Here is a 23,074-nt window from a genome sequence, read left to right on the forward strand (position 1 = left end):
GTGTAACACATATGAAAAAGAGAACGAGGTTGAAATTATAATTGCTGTAGATGAATAAATATACTTTTTACCTTGACGATATAAAGTAATTGTTGTTATGGTTAAACATGAGTGTATAAAAGGTTTGCTAAAGGAGTTTTAGAATGAAGTGGTTAAAATGGGGAAGATTAACAATCCTATTAGTAGTAATTCTGGGTATATGTTGGTTCTTTTTCCAAGGGGTTCAAAAGAGTGAAACAAATGTAGATACTCAGCCTTTACAAGTGGCAGAGCTACCTAAAACAGGGCTATCTGAAAAAGTAGTTCCACCAAAATATATACCACCAGAAATTGATGCAAAAGCAGCTATTATTATCGATGCGAGTAATGGAGAAGTTATTTATCAAAATAATGAAAATGAAGCTGTTGCCCCTGCTAGTATGTCAAAAATGATGACAGCATATCTCGTTTTAGAGAGTATACATAATGGGAAAGTCCACTGGGAAGATCCAGTGAAAATAAGTGCAAAGTCGGCACAAACAGAGGGTGCAAAAATCCCGATGCAAGCAAATGATACATTAACTGTTAAGGACTTATATCATGCGTTAATGATTGAATCGGCTAATAATTCGGCTGTCGCTTTAGCGGAACATGTAGCTAAGACAGAAAAAAACTTTGTTCAACTTATGAATGCAAAAGCAACGCAGTTAGAAATGTCAGATAAAGCTAAATTCGCGAATGCTTCCGGATTGCAGGAGCCCGACGGAAGTGAAACAAAAATGACAGCAGCTGACGTATCGAAATTAGCGTACCATCTTATAAAAGATTACCCAGAGATATTAGAAGTGACTCACTTACGTCAAAGTCAGTTAGCATTTAATAATATTAATGTTACAAACACAAATGAGATGTTAAACAAAAATAATGAAGCTTTATATATAGAAGGAATAGACGGTTTAAAAACAGGGTTTACAGATAGCGCAGGGTATTGTTTTACAGGTACTGCAAAACAAGGCGATAATCGTGTTATTACAGTTGTTATGGGGACAAAAAGTAAAACAAAACGTTTTACAGAAACAAATAAATTAATGTCCTATGCATTTCAATTGCTTAATTAGGTGAAGAAAGAAGTAATTTAGATTGTTATAAAAATAAGACAGACAGTTTATTGAACCTTGATTTTGGTGACAATAAACTGTTTTTTTATTTTTTGACGTATAGGAAGTGAAAACTCAAGTGATATCATTTGAGTTTGTTTTTGTTTGTTGATATTATTAAGTTAAGAACTTATTAATAATAAGTTCGAGAGGCATTATATGCTTCGTACATATGATATTGCCTCAAATGAAAATTGGAGGGAATTGTAATGGCAAAAGATTTTTACTCAGCAATTGAAGACAGAAGATCTATTTACGCGATTAGTAAAGAGCAAGTAGTTTCTGATGAAAGAATTCAAGAAGTGATTTATCATGCTGTGAAACATACACCTTCGGCTTTTAATTCTCAAAGTGCAAGAGTTGTTGTATTACTAGGTGAACAACACGACAAATTATGGAATGTTACGAAAGAAACGTTACGAAAAATTGTGCCTGAAAATAATTTTGCACCTACTGAAGAGAAAATGAATGCATTTAAAAGTGGCTATGGAACAGTTTTGTATTTCGAAGATAGTAAAGTAGTAGAAAGTTTGCAAGAGAACTTTGCACTATATAAAGATAATTTTCCTACATGGTCTCAGCAATCTTCTGGAATGTTGCAATTTGCGATTTGGACAGCATTAGAGATTGAAGGTTTTGGTGCTACACTACAGCATTATAATCCGTTGATTGATGAGGAAGTAAAAAAAGAATGGGATGTACCTGAAAACTGGAAGTTAACTGCGCAAATGCCATTTGGTAAACCGGTAGTTTCGGCAGGAGATAAAGAATATCAGCCATTAGAAACTCGTGTGAAAATTTACAAATAAAATAAAAAATAAAAGGTGAACAGAGATATAATCTGTTCACCTTTTATAAGTAGTAAGGATTTTTTTTGTAGGAATTTTTCATCTGATTTTTTAATTTGTTTTTACGTGTTTCAATAGTCGATACTTTTTGTAATGTTATAATTGAAACGAATTGAAAAAAAGCATAGTACAGTTCTATATTTTTATTTATAGGATCATCTATTATGTTTTTCATAAATATATCTCCTTTTTTTATCTCACTATTTGCGGGCAGTAAGGCTTCCATATCAAAATTCAATGATACGTATAGAATACCGACCTGTAAAAGTTCGATTGGTTTCAGTGTGGGGTGAATAAAATTTGTATGGATTAAAATCCTACTTTATATATGATAATATAAATATCCTGAAAATTCCATGGATAGTGAAAAATAGATAGTGGAATGTGTATTTTCGTCAAATTAGAACAGAATTTTTGGAGTTAAATCTTACAAATCGTCAAATCTTTTAAAAACGATGGATAATATCAAAAATAGTTTTCTAAAAATATTATACTATTGATAAAAAAGCATTTTTTGTCATGATAAGAGTATGCTTCATGGAAGGGACTTTACTAGAAAATACATTCTTTGCATTGTATTAGATTAATAGAGTTTTTTAAAGTGGATAGCAAAAGAAAAATATATATTAAGATAATGAATGGAATGTCGAATTTTCAATGAAATACATAAGAAATTTGAAAAAAGCATTGCAAAAACACACTGTTTAATGATAAAGTTCACATGAAGTTCACACTAAATTCACTTCAATCGTTTAAAATAAACGATGTGTGAAAAATAAAACTCTTGCTAAAAAATGGAACTGGATGAATATTTTACTTTGATAATATTGTAAAGTACTAAGTTTATAGTTTTCTCAAGAGGATAGTAGGGAAAGGAAGTAAAGACAACTTATGAAAAAAGTAATCGCAGGTTTAGCAGCAGCATCTGTAGTAGGTGTAGCAGTTCCTGGAATGGATTCTGCTCATGCACAAGTTTCAAATGATGCGCTAAAAGAAATTAATGGACAAACTCAAACTCAAACGACTGTAACTGAAACAAAAACGGTAGAAACAACTTCTGAATTAAAATACACAGTAACAGCTGATGTATTAAATGTACGTTCAGGTGCTGGTACAGGACATAACGTTATTTCTAAAGTGAAATCAGGTCAAGTACTTCAAGTAATTGGACAAGAAAACGGTTGGTTCAAAGTTAGTGTAAACGGTCAAACAGGTTATGTAAGTGGGGACTTCGTAACAACTGGTGGCAACAAAGGAACTACTACTACTGTTCAGCAAGGAACAGGTACTTACACAGTAAACGTTTCTTCATTAAACGTACGTACAGGCCCAAGTGCATCTCATACTGTTTTAGGTTCTGTAAATAAAGGGAAAACAGTTCAAGTTGTAGGTGAAGTTCAAGATTGGTTTAAAATTAACTTCAATGGTGGAACTGGATACGTAAGTAAAGACTTCGTAACAAAAGGTGGTTCAGCTGTATCAAACCAAACTCAGCAACCAACTACAAACAACAACAATACTACTACAGTTCAAACTGGTGGATCTTATGTTGTTAACACAGGTGCTTTAAAAGTACGTACAGGTCCAGCTACATATAACCCTGTAATTGGTGGGGTAACAAATGGTACAGTATTAAACGTTACTGGCGCTGAAAATGGTTGGTATAAAATTAACCATAATGGCCGCACTGGTTACGTAAGTGCAGACTTTGTTAAGTTTGTAAAAGGCGGAGTGAATAATGTAGTTACTGGTGGTAACCAAGGTACGAACCAAGGTACGAACCAAGTACAAAAACCAACAGCACCAACAGGTGGAGATACATCTTCAATCGCTGGATTCGCTAGATCTTTAAATGGTTCACCATACAGAACTGCTGGTACAACACCTGCTGGTTTTGACTGCAGTGGATTCATTCACTACGTATTAAATCAAACTGGTCATAAAGGCGCTCGTCAAACAGTTGCTGGATACTGGAGCTCTAAAACAAAGACTAACAGTCCACAACCAGGTGATTTAGTATACTTCCAAAATACTTATAAATCAGGTCCTTCTCACATGGGCGTTTACTTAGGTAATGGACAGTTCATCAGTGCAGAAAATGACGCAACTGGCGTACGCATTAGCTCTGTAAGCAACTCTTACTGGAGTAAGCACCTATTAGGTTACACAAAAGCATACTAAGAAGAAGTATTTTATATACTATTCGTATAGAGAAAAGGCTTTCCAGGGAAACTTGGGAAGCCTTTTTCATAGTTGGATAAACTAACAGTATAGTAGTATTTATCCTGCTATTTGCGGGATAATAATCAGCGGGGGATGGACAAATCCCCCGCTGATTAAAGTTTCACTTTATGTCAATTTTCCATGCAAAAACTTAGCATATAAATCATGAAAATAGTTTGGACGGAATAAGTTTGCTGCATGACCTGCTAATGGGATTTCTTTATATAAAACGTTAGGAAGAATGGACTTCAAATCAAAAAGACAAGATTTATAGAGATGATCATGTTCTCCCATCACCCATAATATAGGATGGGGAAGTGCTTTTAATTTAGATTTTAAGTCGAATTCTAAGCGGTGTCGTAATGACTCAGCAATAATGGACGAGTGTAATTGTAATCCGAAACGGTAATAAATATTTCGTGAAATAACAGCGAACGGATTTGCCCTTAGTATTCCACTTGGAAAAATAGTACTAGCATACTGAGAAAGCCAAGATGAATATTCATCACCGCGTTTTTCCCAAAAATTCTGAAAAACATTATATAAACGGGAAGGGTTATTATAATGTCCACCAATATGACAAATACTCAATACTTTTTCTGGGTGCATTTGTGCAAATGTCGTAGAGATATAACAGCCATAGCTTAGAGCACAAATATGAGCCTTTTTAATTCCCTCTTTTTCATACAAGTTCAATAATTGATCTACGAGGCGCTGTATTGAAAAGTCGATAGCTTCTCCTTTATCGTCGCCGTGACCTAATAAATCATAAGTTATAATGTTGTAGGAGGCAGAAAATCGTTTATGCTCTTTTTTGAAGGCGCGGCGATTTCCAACTAATCCATGAATAAAAATGATTGTTTCCTTTTCGGAATGTTTATTTGTTTGCAAAAAGGATACTCCTTTCAATGCTGGAGATTTATATAGTGTTTTAAATTAGCTAATTGATAAAATTAGTTATATATTTTCTATGCGTAGTCTATAATTTACATAGAATAATAATAAGTACCAGGTAATAATATCAGATATTTATACTTGTTGTAAAGATGAGTTTATATGTATATTTTGTAAAATTAGAAAAAAGTGTGTTTACATTCAGTTTACATTTATAGCGTATTCTAGTTTTAGAAAGAATAGTTTTGTTTATAACGAGGAGATGAACGACAATGGAAGTTAGGAATACAGAAAAGAAAAAAGGGAATTGGAGGCAGTTTTTACGTCTCATTCAAGATACAAATCCACCGAAAGGCATTCTTATTTTTGCATTAATAATGAGCTTACTTTCTACTGGAGCGAGTTTGTTTATTCCAATGCTGACAAAAGGTTTAGTTGATAATTTTTCACTTTCTTCAATTAGTACGGGACAAATTGTTGGATTAATTGCATTCTTTATTATTCAAACAATTGCTGCGGGATTGTCAATTTATTTACTGAATTATATTGGACAAAAAATTGTGGCTGGACTTAGGGAACGATTGTGGAAAAAGGTACTTATTTTACCAGTGTCTTATTATGATCAAAACAGAACGGGAGATACAATTAGTCGTATGACAAATGATACAGGTGTTGTTAAAACATTAATTTCTGAGCATTTGTCAAACTTATTAACAGGCGGTATCTCAATTATTGGGTCATTAATTGTATTATTTGTTTTAGACTGGAAAATGACAATTTTACTTTTAACGGTTATTCCATTATCGGTACTAATTTTAGTTCCACTTGGACGGAAAATGTATAAGATTTCAAAAGCACTTCAAGATGAAACGGCTTCTTTTACTAGTGTATTAACACAAGTACTATCAGAAATTCGTTTAGTAAAATCTTCAAATACGGAAAAAAAAGAATATGAAACAGGTAATACAGGTATCCAAAAATTATTGCAATTTGGTTTGAAAGAAGGAAAAGTGCAAGCATTAATTTCACCTGTTATGTCGTTTGTTTTAATGGCATTGCTTGTTATTATCGTAGGGTATGGTGGAATGCGAGTTTCTAGCGGTGCATTAACAACAGGTGAACTTGTAGCATTTATTTTGTATTTGGTTCAAATTATTATGCCAATGAGTCAGTTATCAATGTTCTTTACTCAGTTCCAAAAAGCAATTGGTGCAACCGAAAGAATTAATACGATTTTAGAATATGAAGTAGAAGATCATGAGACAGGTATGAATGTTACAAATGCGAAGCAGTCGATCGTTATTGAAAATGTACATTTTGAGTATAACGAAGAAGAGAAAGTGTTGAAAAATATCGACTTTACGATTGAATCTGGAAAAGTAACAGCGATTGTAGGACCAAGTGGTAGTGGAAAAACAACTTTATTCTCGCTGTTAGAACGTTTTTATGAGCCAACTAGTGGTTTCATAAAATTAGGGAAAGAACCAATTACAGCATATTCATTACAATCATGGCGACGTCAAATTGGTTACGTTTCACAAGATAGTCCGTTAATTGATGGAACGATTCGTGATAATATTTGCTACGGTGTTGAGGGTGAAGTGACGGATGAAGAAATTGAAAAAGTAGCAGCGATGGCGTATGTGGATGCGTTTATTCATGATTTACCAAGTGGATACGCAACAGAAGTTGGAGAGCGTGGTGTGAAGCTTTCTGGAGGGCAAAGACAACGAATTGCGATTGCTCGAGCGTTACTACGAAACCCGCAAATCCTTATGTTAGATGAAGCGACGTCAAGTCTTGATAGTAAATCGGAATCGGTTGTTCAGAAGGCGTTAAATAACTTAATGAAAGGTAGAACAACTTTAGTTATTGCGCATAGACTTTCTACTGTTGTAGATGCAGATAAAATTATCTTTATTGAAAAAGGGAATCTTACAGGAAGTGGCTCACATGATGAGTTATTACGGACACATGACATGTACCGTGAATTTGCAATGCAACAATTGAAAATTAAAGAAGGAGCATTATAGAATGAAAACAATCAGTGAAGGGGCACTTCACTGATTGTTGATTTTAGAGTGCTAAAAAGTATGTTAAGCAGAAAGGATATGATTCCTTGATACCCAAAATTTTAATTGTAGATGATGATCCGCACATTAGAGAACTTGTTTCTGTATTTTTGGAACGAGAAGGTTTTCAAACATATGAGGCCGTTGATGGATTAGATGCTCTTCGAAAAATAGAAGAAGTGAAAGTCGATATGTCGATTATTGATATTATGATGCCAAATATGGATGGGTTTGATTTATGTTATGAATTAAGAAAATACTATGATATCCCAATTCTTATGCTGACTGCTAAAGGTGAAACATCTCAAAAAGTAAAAGGATTTCACCTCGGAACAGATGATTATCTTGTAAAACCATTTGATCCTTTAGAATTAGTTGTGAGAGTGAAGGCATTATTGAAACGTTACCAAATTACAGTATCGCAATCTATTCAAGTTGGGAATGTACTGTTAAATCGTAAAACATTTGAAGTTAACGTTGGAGAACAAACGGTGACGCTGCCGCTAAAAGAATTTGAGTTGCTCTTTACATTAGGATCTAAAGCGGGGAGAACTTGTTCAAGAGAGCAATTAATAGAAGACGTATGGGGATATGATTTTGAAGGGAATGAACGCACGCTAGACGTTCATATTAATCGGTTGCGTGAAAAGTTTCAAGAAGAGCTATCAAAGTTTAGTATAAGGACGATAAGGGGCTTAGGGTATCGCTTAGAGGTAAGTAAATGAGAAAAAGAGAAAGAATGAGTAAGATGAAGGTGTTAAAAGTAATAGGGGCGATAGTAGCGCTCTTTGCTTTTCTTACTATAATTTGGTCAATAGCCTTTTTTGTATCGTCTAGTGTAATGAAAGCTTTTGAAATAAACGTATCGCCTTTTATTAGTTTTCTAATTAGTGATATGGTCGGCTTTGTTTTTATCGTTCTTATTTGGACATTAATCGGAATTTTAATGAGACCGAAGCGAGAGGCGATGATTTGGACGATCATTGAACCGATACAAAAAATTGCAAAAGGGGACTTCTCTGTAAAAATACGGAATGAAGAAAAGTATGATGGCGAAATTGGTGTGCTTGTAAAAAGTATTAACGATATGACGGATGAACTTAATGCAATGGAGAAAATGAGACAAGAATTTGTATCGAATGTTTCTCATGAAATACAGTCGCCATTAACATCTATTAAGGGATTTGCTCGAGCGCTACAAGATGATAATCTACCAGTTGAAAAAAGAAAACATTATCTTACTATTATTGAAACTGAAACAACGCGATTATCTAAATTGAGTCAAAATTTATTGAAGCTAACACTTTTAGAGTCAGAGGAGTATTCACCAGAAAGAGCTACTTATCGATTAGATCAACAGTTGAAACAAATTGTGTTAAATAGTGAGCCTCTTTGGGATGAAAAAGGACTTGAGCTAGATCTTGATATGGATAAAGTGTGTGTTACTGCAGACAAAGAAAGTATGAGTCAAGTATGGATTAATTTAATTCATAACAGTATTAAATTCACACCAAATGGTGGCACGATTACAATTCATTTAAAAGAACATAAGGAATTCCTGGAAGTAAGTATTCATGATACGGGAATTGGTATATCCGAAGAACAGAAACAACATATTTTTGAACGTTTTTATAAAGCGGATTCTTCACGAAACCGTGCTTATGGAGGAAGTGGATTAGGTCTAGCAATTGTAAAAAAAGTACTCGACCTTCATCAAGGAAAAATAAAAGTTGAGAGTGTAGAAGGAAATGGTACAGAATTTATTGTGCGTATTCCAAATCATGAAGAAAAATGCATTTACCATTACTATAGTTACCTATAAGTAACCTACGCACATAAAAGTGCATCATTGCCTTTTTACATAAACATAGATACACTTTTAATATAATAAACAACTGAGAAGATTAAGGAGTGTTACACTTGGCAGAATTATTACAAGGAAAAAATGCTTTAATTACAGGAGCAGGTAGAGGGATTGGTCGCGCTGTAGCGATCGCATTAGCGAAAGAAGGCGTAAATGTTGGTCTTTTAGCTCGTTCAGAAGAAAACTTAAAAGCAGTTGCGAAAGAAGTAGAAGCAGAAGGCGTAAAAGCTGTTATTGCGACTGCTGACGTATCTTCATATGAAGAGGTAACTACTGCAATTGAAACATTAAAAAACGGTTTAGGATCTATCGATATTTTAATTAATAACGCTGGTATTTCTAAATTCGGTAAGTTTTTAGAATTAGACGTTGCTGATTGGGAAAAAATCATTCAAGTAAACTTAATGGGTGTATACTATGCAACTCGTGCAGCTTTACCAAGTATGATTGAACAACAATCTGGTGATATTATTAATATTTCATCTACAGCAGGACAAAAAGGCGCACCTGTAACAAGTGCATATAGTGCGTCTAAATTTGGTGTTCTTGGTTTAACAGAATCGTTAGCGATGGAAGTTCGTAAACATAACATTCGTGTAACAGCTTTAACTCCAAGTACAGTAGCAACTGACATGGCTGTAGATTTAGGATTAACTGATGGAAATCCTGATAAAGTAATGCAAGCAGAAGATATTGCAGAGTTTATCGTAGCGCAGCTGAAATTAAATAAACGTACATTTATTAAATCAGCAGGACTTTGGTCTACTAATCCGTAAGGGATAAATTTATAAACAAAGAAGGGACATCTATTCTGTAATGGAATGGGTGTCCCTTTTTTATTTTTTTGTATGTAAAGCAGAATTGTCGGTATAATGAGAAGTGAATGGTAGAAAATCATGAAAAACTTGAAGGGGATGGTATTTCCATGAGTATGATTGAGAAATGGACGGCTGTTGATCAATATATGAGTGATGTATTAATACCGAAAGACTCTACATTAGAAGAAGTTCTTCAAGCAAATGCTTCAGCTAATTTGCCGGCACATGATGTATCGCCAACTCAAGGGAAGTTTTTACAACTATTAGTACAAATTCAAGGAGCGCGTAACATTTTAGAGATTGGCACTCTAGGCGGATATAGCACTATATGGCTTGCAAGAGCATTGCCATCGGGAGGCCGAGTTGTTACATTAGAAGCAAGTGAAAAGCATGCTGAAATTGCACGTAGCAATATTGAGCGTGCCAATTTGAATGATAAAATTGAAATACGATTAGGATTAGCGTTAGATTCTTTAAAACAAATAGAAAATGAGAAGTATGAACCATTTGATTTTATTTTCATAGATGCTGATAAACAAAATAACCCTGCTTATTTTGAATGGGCACTGAAACTATCACGACCGGGTACTGTAATTATTGGGGATAATGTAGTACGTGAAGGAGAAGTTATTGACAATACTAGTAGCGACCCTCGTGTGCAAGGGATACGCCGATTCTATGAATTAATAGCTACTGAGCCACGTGTAAGTGCTACTGCGCTTCAAACTGTAGGAAGTAAAGGGTACGATGGGTTTGTAATGGCAGTCGTAACAGAGTAATGTAAGGAGGAAAAAGGGATGAAAAAGAAGTTTCAAAAATTATAACGTGTATCTTGTACAACGAATTTAGCTCGTGGACCTCCAATTTACATAGCTTTATATTATATATTAAAAAATTGGAGGCTATAAGAAGATGAGAACTGAAAAAGAAATGTTAGACTTAATTATAAATACAGCAAAAGAGGATGAAAGAATTCGAGCTGTCATCATGAATGGGTCACGTGTGAATCCAAATGTGAAAAAAGATTGTTTTCAAGACTATGATATTATTTATGTTGTAAAAGATATACAATCTTTTACGTGTAATCATAGTTGGATTAATAGATTTGGAGAAATAATGATTGTGCAAATGCCGGAAGAAATGTCGTTACTTCCAGCTGATAAAGACGGGAAATTTCCGTATTTAATGCAGTTCATGGATGGGAATCGAATTGATTTAATGCTAGTTCCAGTTGATTTAATAAATAAATTTATTGGACAGGATAGTTTAAGTAAATTACTACTGGATAAAGACAATTGTATTGGAGAATTTCCGCCAGCAAGTGATAAAGATTACGTTATAAAAAATCCTACAGAAAAAGAGTTTTTCGATTGCTGTAATGAATTTTGGTGGTGCAGCACAAATGTAGGGAAAGGGTTATGGAGAGAGGAACTTTCTTATGCGAAAGGAATGCTTGAAGGCCCAATGCGAGATATGTTAATCGTAATGATAGAATGGCATATTGGCATGAAAACAAATTTTACAGTGAATACCGGAAAGTTTGGTAAGCATTTCGAGCAATATGTTGAAAAAGATACGTGGGAGCAATTTAGAAAGACATTTTCAAATGCAGAATATGAAAATATATGGCAGTCATTTTTTGTAATGGGAGATCTGTTTAGGGAAGTTGCGAACGAAATTGCTAACACATATGGATATCAATACCCGCAAGATGATGATGACAAAGTGACAAGCTATTTAAAACATGTGAAAGTTTTGCCGAAAGGTAGTACATCGATTTATCCCGCATAAACGGGCAGTAAAACCCCCACTGATTAAAGTTTCACTTTATTAATTGTATAAAGCAGTAAGACTGTCCTAATTACGGACAGTCTTATTTTTGTTCATGAATAAGAATTTCTCTAACAAAGTACAGATGAATCACATATGAAATTTTAGGGAGGTTTTTATCATGTATTATTTTTACGCACCAGAAATGTTCGTTCCATTTCATTGGGGACTAGAACGAAATGTTTCGTATGCTTATATGCCATATCATTCATTTTATTATGGAAACTATATAGACGCAGTGCCGTATGTATTAAATGTTCCGCAAAATGATCAAGTCAAAGTGAAGGAAGAGAATCGGGGGTCATGGACACCTTTTTCATGGGTTGAAAAATATGCGTATGCATTTTCAGGACCATACAATAAAGCGGAAGTAGCTCTTACATTTGATGATGGACCAGATTTAGTATTTACGCCAAAAATTTTAGATAAGTTAAAACAATATAATGTAAAAGCTACTTTTTTCTTACTTGGTGAAAATGCAGAAAAGTTTCCGAATGTAGTAAAGCGTATCGCGAATGAAGGGCATGTAATTGGTAATCATACGTATAATCATCCGAATTTAGCGAAAGTAAATGAGGCTGAGTACCGTAATCAAATTATAAAAACGGAAGAAATATTAAATCGTTTAGCTGGTTATGCTCCTAAATTTATACGTCCACCGTATGGTGAAATACTTGAAAATCAATTGAAGTGGGCGACGGAGCAAAATTTTATGATTGTACAGTGGAGTGTTGATACAGTTGATTGGAAAGGGGTAAGTGCGGATACGATTACAAATAATGTGCTAGGGAATTCATTTCCAGGAAGTGTCATACTTCAGCATTCAACTCCAGGTGGACACTTACAAGGATCTGTAGATGCGCTAGACAAAATCATTCCACAGTTAAAAACGAAAGGGGCACGTTTTGTAACACTTCCAAGTATGTTCCAGACATCTAAAGAGAGAAAATAAAAATGTTAATAATTGGAATTTTAAAAGTTGTATAGTATAATGAAGGTGTAAGTTAGGGGGGGATATAATTGATGGATGCACTAGTAAACGTAGGAATGAGCATATTGATTGGTATTATATTTATACTTGCGGCACTTATTCTTCAAAAAAATCCACCGACGGATATTAACGCAGCATATGGTTACCGTACGAAACGGTCTATGGAAAATAAGGAATTATGGGATGCAGGTAACAAGTATAGTGCAGAAGTGATGAAACAAAATGGATTCATTATGATGTTAATTGGAAGTGTTATTAGTATACTGTTTAGATATCCACATACAATGATAGCGATTATGATTGTTATGCTGTTGTTAATTATACGATTATTTATACGAGTAGAGAAAAAATTAAAGATACTTGAGCAATAAAAAAATAAGACTCCCGAATAAAGTAAGCTGGGAGTCCTATTTTTTTATAAACTATTTTTGTTTAGCGATTCTTGTCCTTGCACTATAACAAATTCATAGTATTCAAGATCATAAGGATAAATATCTTCAAATGCTATCGTTATCGGATTATTGTTTAAAACAGAATTAGTCGTTAAAGATGAAATCTCTCTTCTTAATAGTTGTAGAAAAGAAGTCGCATGTACTTTCATCATATCGTCTACTTCTTCACCTGGTGCAAATGGAAGTGGTTTTATTACATTGTGGAAATACATATGACAAAACTCACGATCAGTAAGGCTTGAAATTTCATAATCTATTTTATAGATTCCTTTGTATGTTAAATCATTCGTTTGGAAGGAAAGACCCAGTTCTTCCTCAATTTCACGTAGACCGCCAATTAGTACATCTTCATCATGCATAATATGTCCGGCGGATGTAATATCCCATATACCCGGAGCTTCTTTTTTATTATTAGAGCGTAATTGGAAATATAAGAACATATCCCCAGCATCTTTTTCTACAAACCAGCAATGAAATGTTTCGTGCCAATCACCGTCACGATGCACGTCATCACGTAATTTCTTTCCAAGTGTATTTCTTTCAGGATCAAATATTGTTAACCACTCTGTCATTTTAATTCCCCTTTCTGCAAATTTTATTATACAATATTTGTATTGAATTTTGGGAAAATAAAGAAAAAGGAGTGATTATTAGTGAAGATAGAGAATAAGGAAATAAAATCAATAATTTCAACTGAGGAAGAATTACGACAAATATTGGGGCAACCAAGTGAACGGGCTTTGAAAAAAGTTATTTCATCACTTGATCACCATTGTGTAGATTTCCTGTCTAAATCGCCTTTTCTAGTATTATCTACTGCAAATAAATTCGGAGAGTGTGATGCTTCGCCGAGGGGAGACGCACCTGGATTTGTATATGTATTAAATGAAAATAAAATTATCATCCCAGAAAGACCGGGTAATCGTCGTATAGACTCTATTTTAAATATAATTTCAAATTCGCACGTAGGGTTAATCTTTTTTATTCCGGGCCTTGGGGAAACACTCCGAATAAACGGTAAAGCATATATTACGAACGATGAAGAAATTTTGAAAGAAATGCAGGCGAATGGACGCAATCCGTTACTTGGAATTGTTGTTGAAATAGAAGAATGCTATATTCATTGTGCAAAAGCTTTTATTCGTTCAAAAATGTGGGATCCAGAGTCATGGTTAAATAAAACAGAGCTACCTTCAGCACCGAAAATGTTAATGGAGCATGCGAAAGTGAATGCTTCAGAAGAGGAAGTTGCACGTTCTTTAGAAGAAAGTTATAGGGAAAGATTGTATTAAAAATTATTTTTTAAATATAGTGTTGAAGTATGAAACTCTAAACGTTTTAGAGTGAGACTTTAACTATGAATATTGTTAATTTGTATGTGATGAATATATGTGCAAGAGAATACATCTGTATTAGATGATTTATTATTTTAAAATATAATTATTCATATTCTTAAAAATTGTGAAGAAAAATAGGCTTGCTTTTTAAAAAGTTGATAACTATAATAAGTTAACAAATAGACATGAACGAAAAAGTAACGATAAGGACATGAGATGATTTTTACGGTTTACAGAGAGGGAAGACAAGGCTGTGAGCTTCCTAACACGAAAAATGATCTTACCACCTTTGAACTTCAATAGTGAACGAGTAATCTAGTAATTATTGACGGTATCAGCCGTTATCTGAACTTGAGCAATCTAGAAGAAAGTAAGTCTAGGTTGGAACAAGGGTGGAACCACGAAAACACATTCGTCCCTTTCCTAGGGATGAGTGTGTTTTTTATAGTTTTTAAGATTGAAAATTTAAAATAATTAAAAAACAGCATTGATTTTGTTTTTTATGCGAGTATAATGAGTTAACAAATAAACATGAGCGAAAAAGTAACGATAAGGACATGAGAACATTTTTACGGTTTACAGAGAGGGAGGCCAAGGCTGTGAGCTTCCTAACACGAGAAATGATCTTACCACCTTTGAACTTCAATAGTGAACGAGTAATCTAGTAATTATTGACGGTATCAGCCGTTATCTGAACTTGAGCAATCTAGAAGAAAGTAAGTCTAGGTTGGAACAAGGGTGGAACCACGAAAACACATTCGTCCCTTTCCTAGGGATGAGTGTGTTTTTTTATCCCGCATTAACGGTCAGTAAGATTCCCATCTCAAAATTTGGCGGATGCGAGGGAGTAAGACGGGAGATCAACTGTCCGTAAAAGCCCGATTGGTTCAACTAATAATCAGTGAGGAATGGACAAAATCCCCACTGATTAAAGTTTCACTTTATTACTTTGAAAGGAGGTGCGGTAACATGAAACGATTAGTACGTACGGAAATAACCACCACCTGCATGATTAAAAAGCAGAGTAAGGTGATTCACAGGTGTAACAATTAAACTATTTAGGAGGAGATTAGAAAATGAATAACGTTATTAATGTTGGGGTATTAGGATTAGGTACTGTCGGAAGTGGTGTTGTCCATATTTTGAAAGAACATTATCGAAAGATCGCTCTTGATACAGGATATGAAGTAAAGGTAAAGACAGTCGTTGTACGTGATTTGGAAAAGGAACGTGATGTTTGCATTGATGGAATCGTAGTAACAAGTAATGTAGATGAAGTTCTAAATGATTCAAATATTGATATTGTAGTAGAGGTAATGGGCGGAATTGAAGAAGCAAAACAGCATATTGTTACGGCTTTACAAAATAAAAAACATGTTGTAACAGCAAATAAAGATTTAATGGCCGTATACGGTGCGGAGCTTTTGCAACTGGCAAATAAAAATGAATGTGACCTATGTTACGAAGCGAGTGTAGCCGGTGGGATTCCAATATTAAGAGGATTATCAGACGGGCTAGCTTCAGATCAAATTGAAAAAATAATGGGAATCGTAAATGGAACAACAAATTATATGTTAACAAAGATGAGTCAAAATGGATGGTCGTATGAAGAGGCTTTACAGGAAGCGCAAAAATTAGGGTTTGCAGAATCAGATCCGACAGCGGATGTAGATGGACTAGACGCTGCGAGAAAGGTAGCAATTCTTGCAAACTTAGGTTTTTCGATGAATGTTTCTTTAGATGATGTTCAAGTTAGAGGTATTCGAAAGGTTGAAAAAGAAGATTTAGAGATGGCCGAAAAATTAGGATTTACAATGAAATTAATTGGTAAAGCAGAGAAACAAGGATCAGCCATTCATTTAAGTGTAGAACCGACTTTATTACCAAGGCATCATCCGTTATCGAATGTAAATAATGAATTCAATGCGGTGTATGTTCACGGTCAAGCAGTAGGGGAAGTGATGTTTTACGGACCTGGAGCTGGGAAGTTACCAACTGGTTCTGCTGTAGTAAGTGATATTATTTCAATCGTTAAAAATATGAATCAAGTTCCGAAAAATAAAAGTGCGTTAAAAGAACCAGAGCCTTACGAATTACAAGGAGATGAAGAAGTAGTTTCGAAATATTTCTTACGTATTTCATTACGAGATGAGCCAGGGATGTTGCAAAAAGTAACGGAATGTTTCGTTAATTACTCTGTAAGTTTAAAAGAAGTTATTCAATTACCTTTAAATCGCGAACTTGCAGAAGTCGTTGTTGTGACGCATCGAACTTCAAAATATCAATTCGAACAAGTTTTAGGGGCGATAGAAGATGTCGCAAGTGAAATAAACAGTTACTACATTATTGAGGAGGAAAAACAATATGTATAAAGGACTATTAAAACAGTATGCTTCTTATTTACCAGTGAATGAAAACACACCTGATGTCAGCTTAATGGAAGGGAATACACCTCTGATTCCATTATTAAATATATCAAAGCAATTAGGAATTCAGTTATACGGGAAATATGAAGGAGCGAATCCAACAGGTTCTTTTAAAGACCGTGGCATGGTAATGGCAGTTGCAAAGGCGAAAGAAGAAGGGGCAGAGGCAATTATTTGTGCATCTACAGGTAATACATCGGCATCAGCTGCCGCATATGCGGCACGCCTCGGAATGAAATGTATTATCGTAATACCAGAAGGAAAGATTGCGCATGGGAAATTAGCGCAAGCAGTTGCTTATGGAGCGGAGATCATTTCAATAGAAGGGAATTTCGATGATGGACTTAAGGCTGTAAGAAATATTGCTGCAGAAGAGCCGATTACATTAGTAAACTCAGTAAATCCTTACCGAATTGAAGGGCAAAAAACAGCGGCATTTGAAATTTGTGACCAGTTGCAAAACGCACCAGATGTTCTAGCTATCCCTGTTGGAAATGCTGGGAATATTACAGCATATTGGAAAGGGTTCTGTGAATACGAGAAAGAAAAAGGCTATAAGAAGCCCAGAATTCACGGCTTTGAAGCGGAAGGAGCGGCGGCAATTGTAAAAGGACATGTCATTGAGGCACCTGAAACGATTGCAACAGCGATTCGCATCGGTAATCCGGCAAGTTGGTCGTATGCAGTAGAGGCTGCCGAACAGTCTAATGGTGAAATAGATATGGTGTCAGATGAGGAGATTTTACATGCGTATAGATTGTTAGCAAAAACTGAAGGAGTTTTCGCAGAGCCAGGATCAAATGCTTCATTAGCGGGTGTAATTAAACATGTTCAATCTGGAAAAATTAAAAAAGGCGAAACAGTTGTTGCAGTTTTAACTGGAAATGGTTTAAAAGATCCTGATATCGCAATTTCTTCTAATAAATTTGATATTGCAAGTGTGTCAAATGATATAGAACAAATTAAAGATCATATTAAAGGGGTGATTATGTCGTGATACCATTAAGAGTTCGTGTTCCTGCTAGTACAGCGAATGTTGGACCAGGATTTGATTCTGTTGGAATAGCTTTGTCATTATATTTAGAAGTAAGTGTAAAGGAAGAAGCTGATAAGTGGCAAGTGATACATTCTTTTGACGATTCAATTCCAAAAGACGATAAAAATTTAATTGTTAGCACGGCATGTAAAGTATGTCCTTCTTTATCACCCCATATAATAGAAGTTACTAGTAATATTCCGCTGACAAGAGGGCTAGGAAGTAGCGCATCAGCGATTGTAGCAGGAATAGAGCTTGCGAATCAACTTGGAAATTTATATTTAACAACTGATCAAAAGGTTCAAATTGCTACAAACTTTGAAGGACATCCAGATAATGTCGCTGCTTCTATTTTAGGTGGAACTGTAATCGGAGCACTTGATGGAAAAAATGTTTCGGTTGTAAGGATTGAAAGTAAGGAATTAGGCGTAATTTCTCTTATTCCGAATGAAGAGCTAAATACGGATGAAAGTCGATCTGTATTACCAGAGATGTTTCCGTTTCATGAAGCGGTTAAGGCTAGTGCGATAAGTAACGTATTAGTAGCTGCGTTATGTCAAAAGAAGTGGGAAGTTGTAGGTGAAATGATGGAAAGAGATCATTTCCACGAGCCATATCGTTTAGAACTTGTACCGTTATTACCATCAATTCGTAAATGTGCAAAAGAATTCGGAGCATATGGAACAGCGCTTAGTGGTGCGGGACCATCCATTTTTATTTTAACTCCGTACGAGAAGCGTAAAGAAATAGCTGACCAATTAGCGAGAGTATTTGCAGCTATGAAAGTATGTGAGCTTGAAATTGATCATAAAGGGATTACTGTAAATAAGGAAGAACATATTGGATTATAAAGAAAGCTAGCATCGCTAGCTTTCTTTACGTTATGGAGAATCTATTTTAAAGGGGATTTTTCGGAATAAACATTAATTTTAGAGGTGATTATATGAGTTCAAAAGAGTCACCAGAAGAAAAAAGAGAACGCATGAGACAAAGTGAATTGAAAAATAATCCTACCGGTTCTTTGAATGATGGACTCAACAGGGCGGAATCAGGTAGCCCCGCTGATATGACAGGTGGTATGAATTGGAAAGGTACAGGGATATTAATTTTAGTGTTAGTTTTAGGATATATTATATATAGTTACTTTTTCAGTTAAGGAAAGCTTGATGGAATTTAGATTTGCTTGATCTAATTATTAGTGAGAATAAAAAAAGGATTAAAGTCCCCCTGTATTACATATTTTCTTTAAACAGATTATAGTAATACGTAAATTTTTTTTGCTCATAATAGAGCTAGCATAATGCTAGCTCTATTATTTTTTGCCATATTCCTGTAACAAACCTCCTGTATATTCAGTGGTGGAGGTGCAGAAGATGAAAAAAATGATAGCGATATGTCTTCTTACAACATTGTCACTTTCGACTTTAGTCGGGTGTGATGTAAAAGGTAATGATGCTTTACAAGAGTCTAAAATAAAGAAAGCGACGTATAAAGATTTTACTTACGATGTAAATCCTGAGACTTTTACGTTAACTGTAGAACATGATGATGTAAAAGAACAGGCATCACAACCGTTACCAAAAATGAAGGTATCGAATTTGAAAAAAGACAAGGATCATACATCATGGGAATATCCGGATCAAAAAGTAAAAGTAAATTTAGAAAAGAAAAAAGACCACTTAAATATTGAAGTGGAATCGACTGGTGCAGAAAGTTTTACATGGCCAAAAGTGCAAGCTGAAAATTATACACTTCCGTTATGGGAAGGTAAGCAAATTCCGAGTAATGATGAGAATTGGAAGAAGTTTTTAAAGGATGATGCATATTCATTTGCTGAATCATTTTCTATGAAGTTTTTTGCATTAAATGGTTCTAAATATTCGATCGTATATATTGCGAACAATATGTTTAATAATGAATTGAAATTTCATTCAGATCCGAAAATAGGGTTTGATTTTACACATGAATTCCCGAGTATAAATAAAAATAAAACATATGGATTTCAATTATATGTGACAAATAATGATGCAGTAAGTATTGCTAAACTGTATAAGGATAATATTGCTCGAAAAGGTGAATTTAAAACATTACAAGAAAAGGCAAGAAAAAATAAAGAAATCGAAAAACTTTACGGGGCAGCTCAATTTTACTTTTGGAATCAAAATGGTTTATCAGAAAGTAACGTGAATTGGCCGAAGCTAAGAGAGCAAATAAATAGCCCGGTGTTTAGCCATATAAAAGACCTTATTCAAAAGAATAGTTCAGAGCCTGGGGAATTGAATGTATTTGAGCAGGTGAGTAAACAAGACTTTATCGATAAGTACCAAAAAAATGTTATTTTACGCTATACAAACGAAGTATTATCTATGAAGGAATTGTATAAAGAGGATATTTTCCCGAAAGTTAATCAGGAAGCTAGTGTGTTATTAAAGAAAGGTGTAGATCACTTATCGAAGACAGAGCTGTATAGCTTAAATAAACATTTATTAAAGTCAGTACTCGGTGATGCAGTTGAAGAAGTAAGTAAATGGGGTAAAGCAGATGGAACGGATATAATAAAGGAAATGAAAAAAGTAGGGATAGACAAAGCGTGGATTGGTCTACCGAACTGGGAACAAGGATTTATGCAGCCTAATTTCGTTACAGAAGCTAAGGAAATGGGATATTTAGTTGGTCCGTATGATTCTTACCATTCTATTCACGAAAAAGGTGATAAAAATTGGAACACAGCTTCTTTTAATGACCCATCGTTATATGAAGAAGCCACTGTAACGAAGAAAAATGGTGAGAAAGTGCAAGGGTTTTTAGGGAGAGGCCGAAAATTAAATCCGACATTATCACTTCCTAGTGTAAAAGAACGAATGAACGATATATTACAAAATGGCCCTAAATATAATTCATGGTTTATTGATTGTGACGCGACGGGCGAAATTTATGATGATTATTCAACAAAACATTTAACGACACAAGAACAAGATTTACAAGCAAGATTAAAACGAATGGATTATATTGCACAAGAAAAAGGTATGGTAGTTGGCTCTGAGGGCGGAAATGATTTTGCAAGTAGTACGATTGCATTTGCTCATGGAATTGAAACACCAGTTATTAAGTGGGACGATGAAGATATGAGAAAAAATAAAACAAGCCCGTATTATGTCGGTGGATATTGGTCACCAAATCAAAATGTTCCAGAAAAATATGCAAAACAAGTACCGTTAAAAGAAGAATATAAGCAAGTATATTTAAATCCAGTATATTCGGTGCCATTATATAAACTAGTATACAATGATTCGGTTATTACAACGCACCACTGGGAATGGGGAAGTTTGAAGGTAAAGGACGAGGTTGGAAATCGTATGTTATATGAGTTATTGTATAATGTTCCTCCGTTGTACCATTTAGATGAAGTAGAGTGGAATAAGCATAAAAAAGAAATTACAGAGCATCTGAAAGTTTGGAATGAAGTTCATGAAAAGGCAGTAAAAGAAGAAATGACGAACTTTGCATATCTGTCAGAAGATAAGCTAGTACAATCTACTTCATATGGAAAAGATATTAAAATCATTGTGAATTTCTCAAATAAAGATGTAGAAATAGAAAAAACGAAAATAAAAGCAAAGTCAGCTTTAATTAATAATAATGGGAAGCAAATGATATACACACCAAATGAGAAATAATAAAGTGAAACTTTAATCAGTGGGGGATTTATCCCTCACTGATTATTAGTCATCACCAATCAAGATGGTACGGCACAAACTTGACTCTTTATTCTTGCTAAATTGTGAGGTGAAAATCTTACTACCTGCAAATAACAGAATAATAAATATGTAAATTCTAATATTCCGAAGTATTGGATTTTTTAAGTTGATAAATAGTGACTTGCCAAAAATAAGCACAAGAGTATAATGTGAAATGGAATACATGTTGGATTCATGAAGTAACCTTACAAAAATGTAAGGTAATTGAAAGGAAATTCAATATGAAGATTAATAGACTTACATTATACTAGGGAAAGAGAAAGAGAGGCGAATGGGTATGAGCTCTGAATTAGAACAAAATACGAGAAGCAATAAAAAACGTTCTAAACGAAAGTCAATAAAATGGTTCATTTTAATTCCATTTTTCCTACTTATTTTTGGAGGAGTAGGATATGGATCGTTTATATATAACAAAGCAAAAGCGGTTGTAAGTGATGCATATGCAAAAATTGATAAGTCATCAAAAAGGGACAAAGAAGTGGAACCTTTAAAGGATAATATTTCGATTTTAATCATGGGTGTAGACGGAAGTGAAATGAGAAAAAGCCAATACGGCGAAGCAGTTCGGACAGATGCACTTTTATTAGCGACAATTAATAAAGATGATAAATCCGTTAAATTAGTAAGTATTCCGCGTGATTCACGCGTTTATATTCCATCTAGAAAGAAATTAGATAAAATTACACACGCACACGTATTTGGCGGTGTTGAAAGTACAAGAGATACAGTGGAAAGATTTTTAAATGTTCCAGTTGATTATTATGTGAAGTTTAACTTTGAGTCATTTGTACAAATTGTAGATTCAATTGGTGGTATTGATATTGATGTACCGGTTACTTTCACAGAACAAGATAGTAAAGACCAAGCAGGTATGATCCATTTAGAAAAAGGTTACCAACATTTAAATGGTGAACAAGCCCTTGCACTTGCTAGAACGCGTAAAATTGATAGTGACGCAATGCGTGGTCAAAGGCAACAACTTGTAATTGAAGCAATTGCGAAAAAAGCAATGTCTGTTCAATCAATTAGTAAAATGGGCTCTTTACTTGATGCAGTGGATAACAACATGAAAACAAACTTAACGTTTGATGATATGCTTGCTATTACGAAAAATATGGCTGGATCTGACCTGCAAATGGAAAAAATGCAAATTGAAGGTACTGATAAACGTATTGGTGGTATTTATTATTACAGTCCAAACGAAAAAAATGTAAAAGATATTTCAAAAAAATTAAATGATCATTTGGGTATAACACCAAAACCAGCTCGAAACGAATAGTAAAAAAGATTGGCCTTTGCCAATCTTTTTTTATGGAAATATAGTTGTAACTTTTCTGTAACGATTTTTTATATTAGAAAAACTATACTCATATGTATGAGAATATTGGA

At 34.4% G+C, this 23,074-nt stretch carries 21 protein-coding genes and 2 other annotated features; of the genes, 18 read left to right on the plus strand and 3 right to left on the minus strand.

Features of this window, described 5'->3' with window-relative positions; genetic code table 11:
- Nucleotides 1–143 precede the first annotated feature (143 nt).
- Nucleotides 144–1,097 carry a D-alanyl-D-alanine carboxypeptidase family protein gene (locus tag CQ058_RS12085; RefSeq protein WP_002189284.1) on the plus strand — a complete coding sequence of 318 codons (954 nt, stop codon included), beginning with the start codon at nucleotides 144–146 and terminating at the stop codon, nucleotides 1,095–1,097.
- Between the two features lie 248 nt (nucleotides 1,098–1,345).
- Nucleotides 1,346–1,945, plus strand: coding sequence for a nitroreductase family protein (locus CQ058_RS12090; protein WP_002141347.1), 600 nt, complete (start codon nucleotides 1,346–1,348; stop codon nucleotides 1,943–1,945).
- 43 nt (nucleotides 1,946–1,988) lie between these two features.
- Here the strand turns inward: CQ058_RS12090 and CQ058_RS12095 are convergent, their stop codons facing one another.
- Nucleotides 1,989–2,159 (minus strand): hypothetical protein, encoded by a 171-nt coding sequence (locus CQ058_RS12095; RefSeq protein ID WP_002086168.1) that lies wholly within the window; start codon nucleotides 2,157–2,159, stop codon nucleotides 1,989–1,991.
- Nucleotides 2,160–2,875: 716 nt separating this feature from the next.
- Between CQ058_RS12095 and entFM the strand changes: the two genes are divergently transcribed.
- Nucleotides 2,876–4,165 carry an enterotoxin EntFM gene (gene entFM, locus CQ058_RS12100; protein ID WP_002193092.1) on the plus strand — a complete coding sequence of 430 codons (1,290 nt, stop codon included), beginning with the start codon at nucleotides 2,876–2,878 and terminating at the stop codon, nucleotides 4,163–4,165.
- 168 nt (nucleotides 4,166–4,333) lie between these two features.
- Here the strand turns inward: entFM and CQ058_RS12105 are convergent, their stop codons facing one another.
- On the minus strand, nucleotides 4,334–5,098 hold the full coding sequence (locus tag CQ058_RS12105) for an alpha/beta fold hydrolase (protein ID WP_002135756.1): 765 nt from the start codon (nucleotides 5,096–5,098) through the stop codon (nucleotides 4,334–4,336).
- A 275-nt stretch (nucleotides 5,099–5,373) separates the two neighbouring features.
- On the opposite strand from CQ058_RS12105, the gene CQ058_RS12110 reads away from it, so the two are divergent.
- From CQ058_RS12110 to CQ058_RS12145, 8 genes are all read left to right on the plus strand, one after another.
- Nucleotides 5,374–7,134 carry an ABC transporter ATP-binding protein gene (locus CQ058_RS12110; RefSeq protein ID WP_002189288.1) on the plus strand — a complete coding sequence of 587 codons (1,761 nt, stop codon included), beginning with the start codon at nucleotides 5,374–5,376 and terminating at the stop codon, nucleotides 7,132–7,134.
- Nucleotides 7,135–7,220: 86 nt separating this feature from the next.
- Nucleotides 7,221–7,898, plus strand: a complete 678-nt coding sequence (gene hitR / locus CQ058_RS12115; protein WP_002189289.1) for an envelope stress response regulator transcription factor HitR — start codon at nucleotides 7,221–7,223, stop codon at nucleotides 7,896–7,898.
- Complete coding sequence (gene hitS, locus CQ058_RS12120) at nucleotides 7,895–8,995, plus strand: envelope stress sensor histidine kinase HitS (RefSeq protein WP_002189290.1); 1,101 nt, start codon at nucleotides 7,895–7,897, stop codon at nucleotides 8,993–8,995. Before hitR ends, hitS begins: the two co-directional genes overlap by 4 nt.
- A gap of 98 nt (nucleotides 8,996–9,093) precedes the next feature.
- A complete protein-coding gene (locus CQ058_RS12125) occupies nucleotides 9,094–9,813 on the plus strand; it encodes a 3-ketoacyl-ACP reductase (RefSeq protein WP_000818985.1) in 720 nt (239 codons plus the stop codon).
- Nucleotides 9,814–9,962: 149 nt separating this feature from the next.
- On the plus strand, nucleotides 9,963–10,634 hold the full coding sequence (locus tag CQ058_RS12130; protein ID WP_033728224.1) for an O-methyltransferase: 672 nt from the start codon (nucleotides 9,963–9,965) through the stop codon (nucleotides 10,632–10,634).
- 133 nt (nucleotides 10,635–10,767) lie between these two features.
- Nucleotides 10,768–11,646 (plus strand): aminoglycoside 6-adenylyltransferase, encoded by an 879-nt coding sequence (locus CQ058_RS12135; protein ID WP_002189293.1) that lies wholly within the window; start codon nucleotides 10,768–10,770, stop codon nucleotides 11,644–11,646.
- 160 nt (nucleotides 11,647–11,806) lie between these two features.
- Nucleotides 11,807–12,637, plus strand: coding sequence for a peptidoglycan-N-acetylglucosamine deacetylase (locus CQ058_RS12140; RefSeq protein ID WP_002141353.1), 831 nt, complete (start codon nucleotides 11,807–11,809; stop codon nucleotides 12,635–12,637).
- A 71-nt stretch (nucleotides 12,638–12,708) separates the two neighbouring features.
- The gene (locus tag CQ058_RS12145; RefSeq protein WP_002141354.1) at nucleotides 12,709–13,047 is read left to right on the plus strand and encodes an SdpI family protein; all 339 of its coding nucleotides are present in this window, start codon (nucleotides 12,709–12,711) and stop codon (nucleotides 13,045–13,047) included.
- A gap of 44 nt (nucleotides 13,048–13,091) precedes the next feature.
- On the opposite strand, the gene CQ058_RS12150 is transcribed toward CQ058_RS12145, so the two are convergent.
- The gene (locus tag CQ058_RS12150) at nucleotides 13,092–13,700 is read right to left on the minus strand and encodes an NUDIX hydrolase (RefSeq protein WP_105589713.1); all 609 of its coding nucleotides are present in this window, start codon (nucleotides 13,698–13,700) and stop codon (nucleotides 13,092–13,094) included.
- Nucleotides 13,701–13,781: 81 nt separating this feature from the next.
- Between CQ058_RS12150 and CQ058_RS12155 the strand changes: the two genes are divergently transcribed.
- The 7 genes from CQ058_RS12155 to CQ058_RS12185 all read left to right on the plus strand — a co-directional run bounded on the left by CQ058_RS12155 (nucleotide 13,782) and on the right by CQ058_RS12185 (nucleotide 22,964).
- Nucleotides 13,782–14,420 carry a pyridoxamine 5'-phosphate oxidase family protein gene (locus CQ058_RS12155; protein WP_002012360.1) on the plus strand — a complete coding sequence of 213 codons (639 nt, stop codon included), beginning with the start codon at nucleotides 13,782–13,784 and terminating at the stop codon, nucleotides 14,418–14,420.
- Between the two features lie 236 nt (nucleotides 14,421–14,656).
- Nucleotides 14,657–14,888, plus strand: a binding site (T-box leader).
- Nucleotides 14,889–15,002: 114 nt separating this feature from the next.
- Nucleotides 15,003–15,234, plus strand: a binding site (T-box leader).
- Between the two features lie 307 nt (nucleotides 15,235–15,541).
- The gene (locus CQ058_RS12160) at nucleotides 15,542–16,837 is read left to right on the plus strand and encodes a homoserine dehydrogenase (protein ID WP_002031370.1); all 1,296 of its coding nucleotides are present in this window, start codon (nucleotides 15,542–15,544) and stop codon (nucleotides 16,835–16,837) included.
- The gene (thrC, locus tag CQ058_RS12165; protein ID WP_105589714.1) at nucleotides 16,830–17,888 is read left to right on the plus strand and encodes a threonine synthase; all 1,059 of its coding nucleotides are present in this window, start codon (nucleotides 16,830–16,832) and stop codon (nucleotides 17,886–17,888) included. The genes CQ058_RS12160 and thrC overlap by 8 nt, the downstream gene beginning before the upstream one ends.
- Nucleotides 17,885–18,778 carry a homoserine kinase gene (gene thrB, locus CQ058_RS12170; RefSeq protein WP_002189304.1) on the plus strand — a complete coding sequence of 298 codons (894 nt, stop codon included), beginning with the start codon at nucleotides 17,885–17,887 and terminating at the stop codon, nucleotides 18,776–18,778. The genes thrC and thrB overlap by 4 nt, the downstream gene beginning before the upstream one ends.
- A gap of 92 nt (nucleotides 18,779–18,870) precedes the next feature.
- Nucleotides 18,871–19,083 (plus strand): DUF6366 family protein, encoded by a 213-nt coding sequence (locus CQ058_RS12175; RefSeq protein ID WP_002031378.1) that lies wholly within the window; start codon nucleotides 18,871–18,873, stop codon nucleotides 19,081–19,083.
- Nucleotides 19,084–19,300: 217 nt separating this feature from the next.
- Nucleotides 19,301–21,604, plus strand: a complete 2,304-nt coding sequence (locus tag CQ058_RS12180) for a glycoside hydrolase (protein WP_105589715.1) — start codon at nucleotides 19,301–19,303, stop codon at nucleotides 21,602–21,604.
- 358 nt (nucleotides 21,605–21,962) lie between these two features.
- Nucleotides 21,963–22,964, plus strand: a complete 1,002-nt coding sequence (locus tag CQ058_RS12185; protein WP_002189306.1) for an LCP family protein — start codon at nucleotides 21,963–21,965, stop codon at nucleotides 22,962–22,964.
- The last annotated feature ends 110 nt before the right edge of the window (nucleotides 22,965–23,074 follow it).

This window comes from Bacillus sp. MYb56 (assembly GCF_002976445.1).
Classification (GTDB): Bacteria; Bacillota; Bacilli; order Bacillales; family Bacillaceae_G; genus Bacillus_A; species Bacillus_A mycoides.

Coding starts and splice junctions, on each gene's coding strand:
- hitS (WP_002189290.1), top strand. CDS start 7,895: ATGAGAAAAAGAGAAAGAATGAGTAAGATGAAGGTGTTAAAAGTAATA.
- CQ058_RS12145 (WP_002141354.1), top strand. CDS start 12,709: ATGGATGCACTAGTAAACGTAGGAATGAGCATATTGATTGGTATTATA.
- CQ058_RS12140 (WP_002141353.1), top strand. CDS start 11,807: ATGTATTATTTTTACGCACCAGAAATGTTCGTTCCATTTCATTGGGGA.
- CQ058_RS12130 (WP_033728224.1), top strand. CDS start 9,963: ATGAGTATGATTGAGAAATGGACGGCTGTTGATCAATATATGAGTGAT.
- CQ058_RS12185 (WP_002189306.1), top strand. CDS start 21,963: ATGAGCTCTGAATTAGAACAAAATACGAGAAGCAATAAAAAACGTTCT.
- CQ058_RS12135 (WP_002189293.1), top strand. CDS start 10,768: ATGAGAACTGAAAAAGAAATGTTAGACTTAATTATAAATACAGCAAAA.
- entFM (WP_002193092.1), top strand. CDS start 2,876: ATGAAAAAAGTAATCGCAGGTTTAGCAGCAGCATCTGTAGTAGGTGTA.
- CQ058_RS12110 (WP_002189288.1), top strand. CDS start 5,374: ATGGAAGTTAGGAATACAGAAAAGAAAAAAGGGAATTGGAGGCAGTTT.
- CQ058_RS12175 (WP_002031378.1), top strand. CDS start 18,871: ATGAGTTCAAAAGAGTCACCAGAAGAAAAAAGAGAACGCATGAGACAA.
- CQ058_RS12090 (WP_002141347.1), top strand. CDS start 1,346: ATGGCAAAAGATTTTTACTCAGCAATTGAAGACAGAAGATCTATTTAC.
- CQ058_RS12095 (WP_002086168.1), bottom strand. CDS start 2,159: ATGAAAAACATAATAGATGATCCTATAAATAAAAATATAGAACTGTAC.
- CQ058_RS12180 (WP_105589715.1), top strand. CDS start 19,301: ATGAAAAAAATGATAGCGATATGTCTTCTTACAACATTGTCACTTTCG.
- CQ058_RS12150 (WP_105589713.1), bottom strand. CDS start 13,700: ATGACAGAGTGGTTAACAATATTTGATCCTGAAAGAAATACACTTGGA.
- thrC (WP_105589714.1), top strand. CDS start 16,830: ATGTATAAAGGACTATTAAAACAGTATGCTTCTTATTTACCAGTGAAT.
- CQ058_RS12085 (WP_002189284.1), top strand. CDS start 144: ATGAAGTGGTTAAAATGGGGAAGATTAACAATCCTATTAGTAGTAATT.
- CQ058_RS12160 (WP_002031370.1), top strand. CDS start 15,542: ATGAATAACGTTATTAATGTTGGGGTATTAGGATTAGGTACTGTCGGA.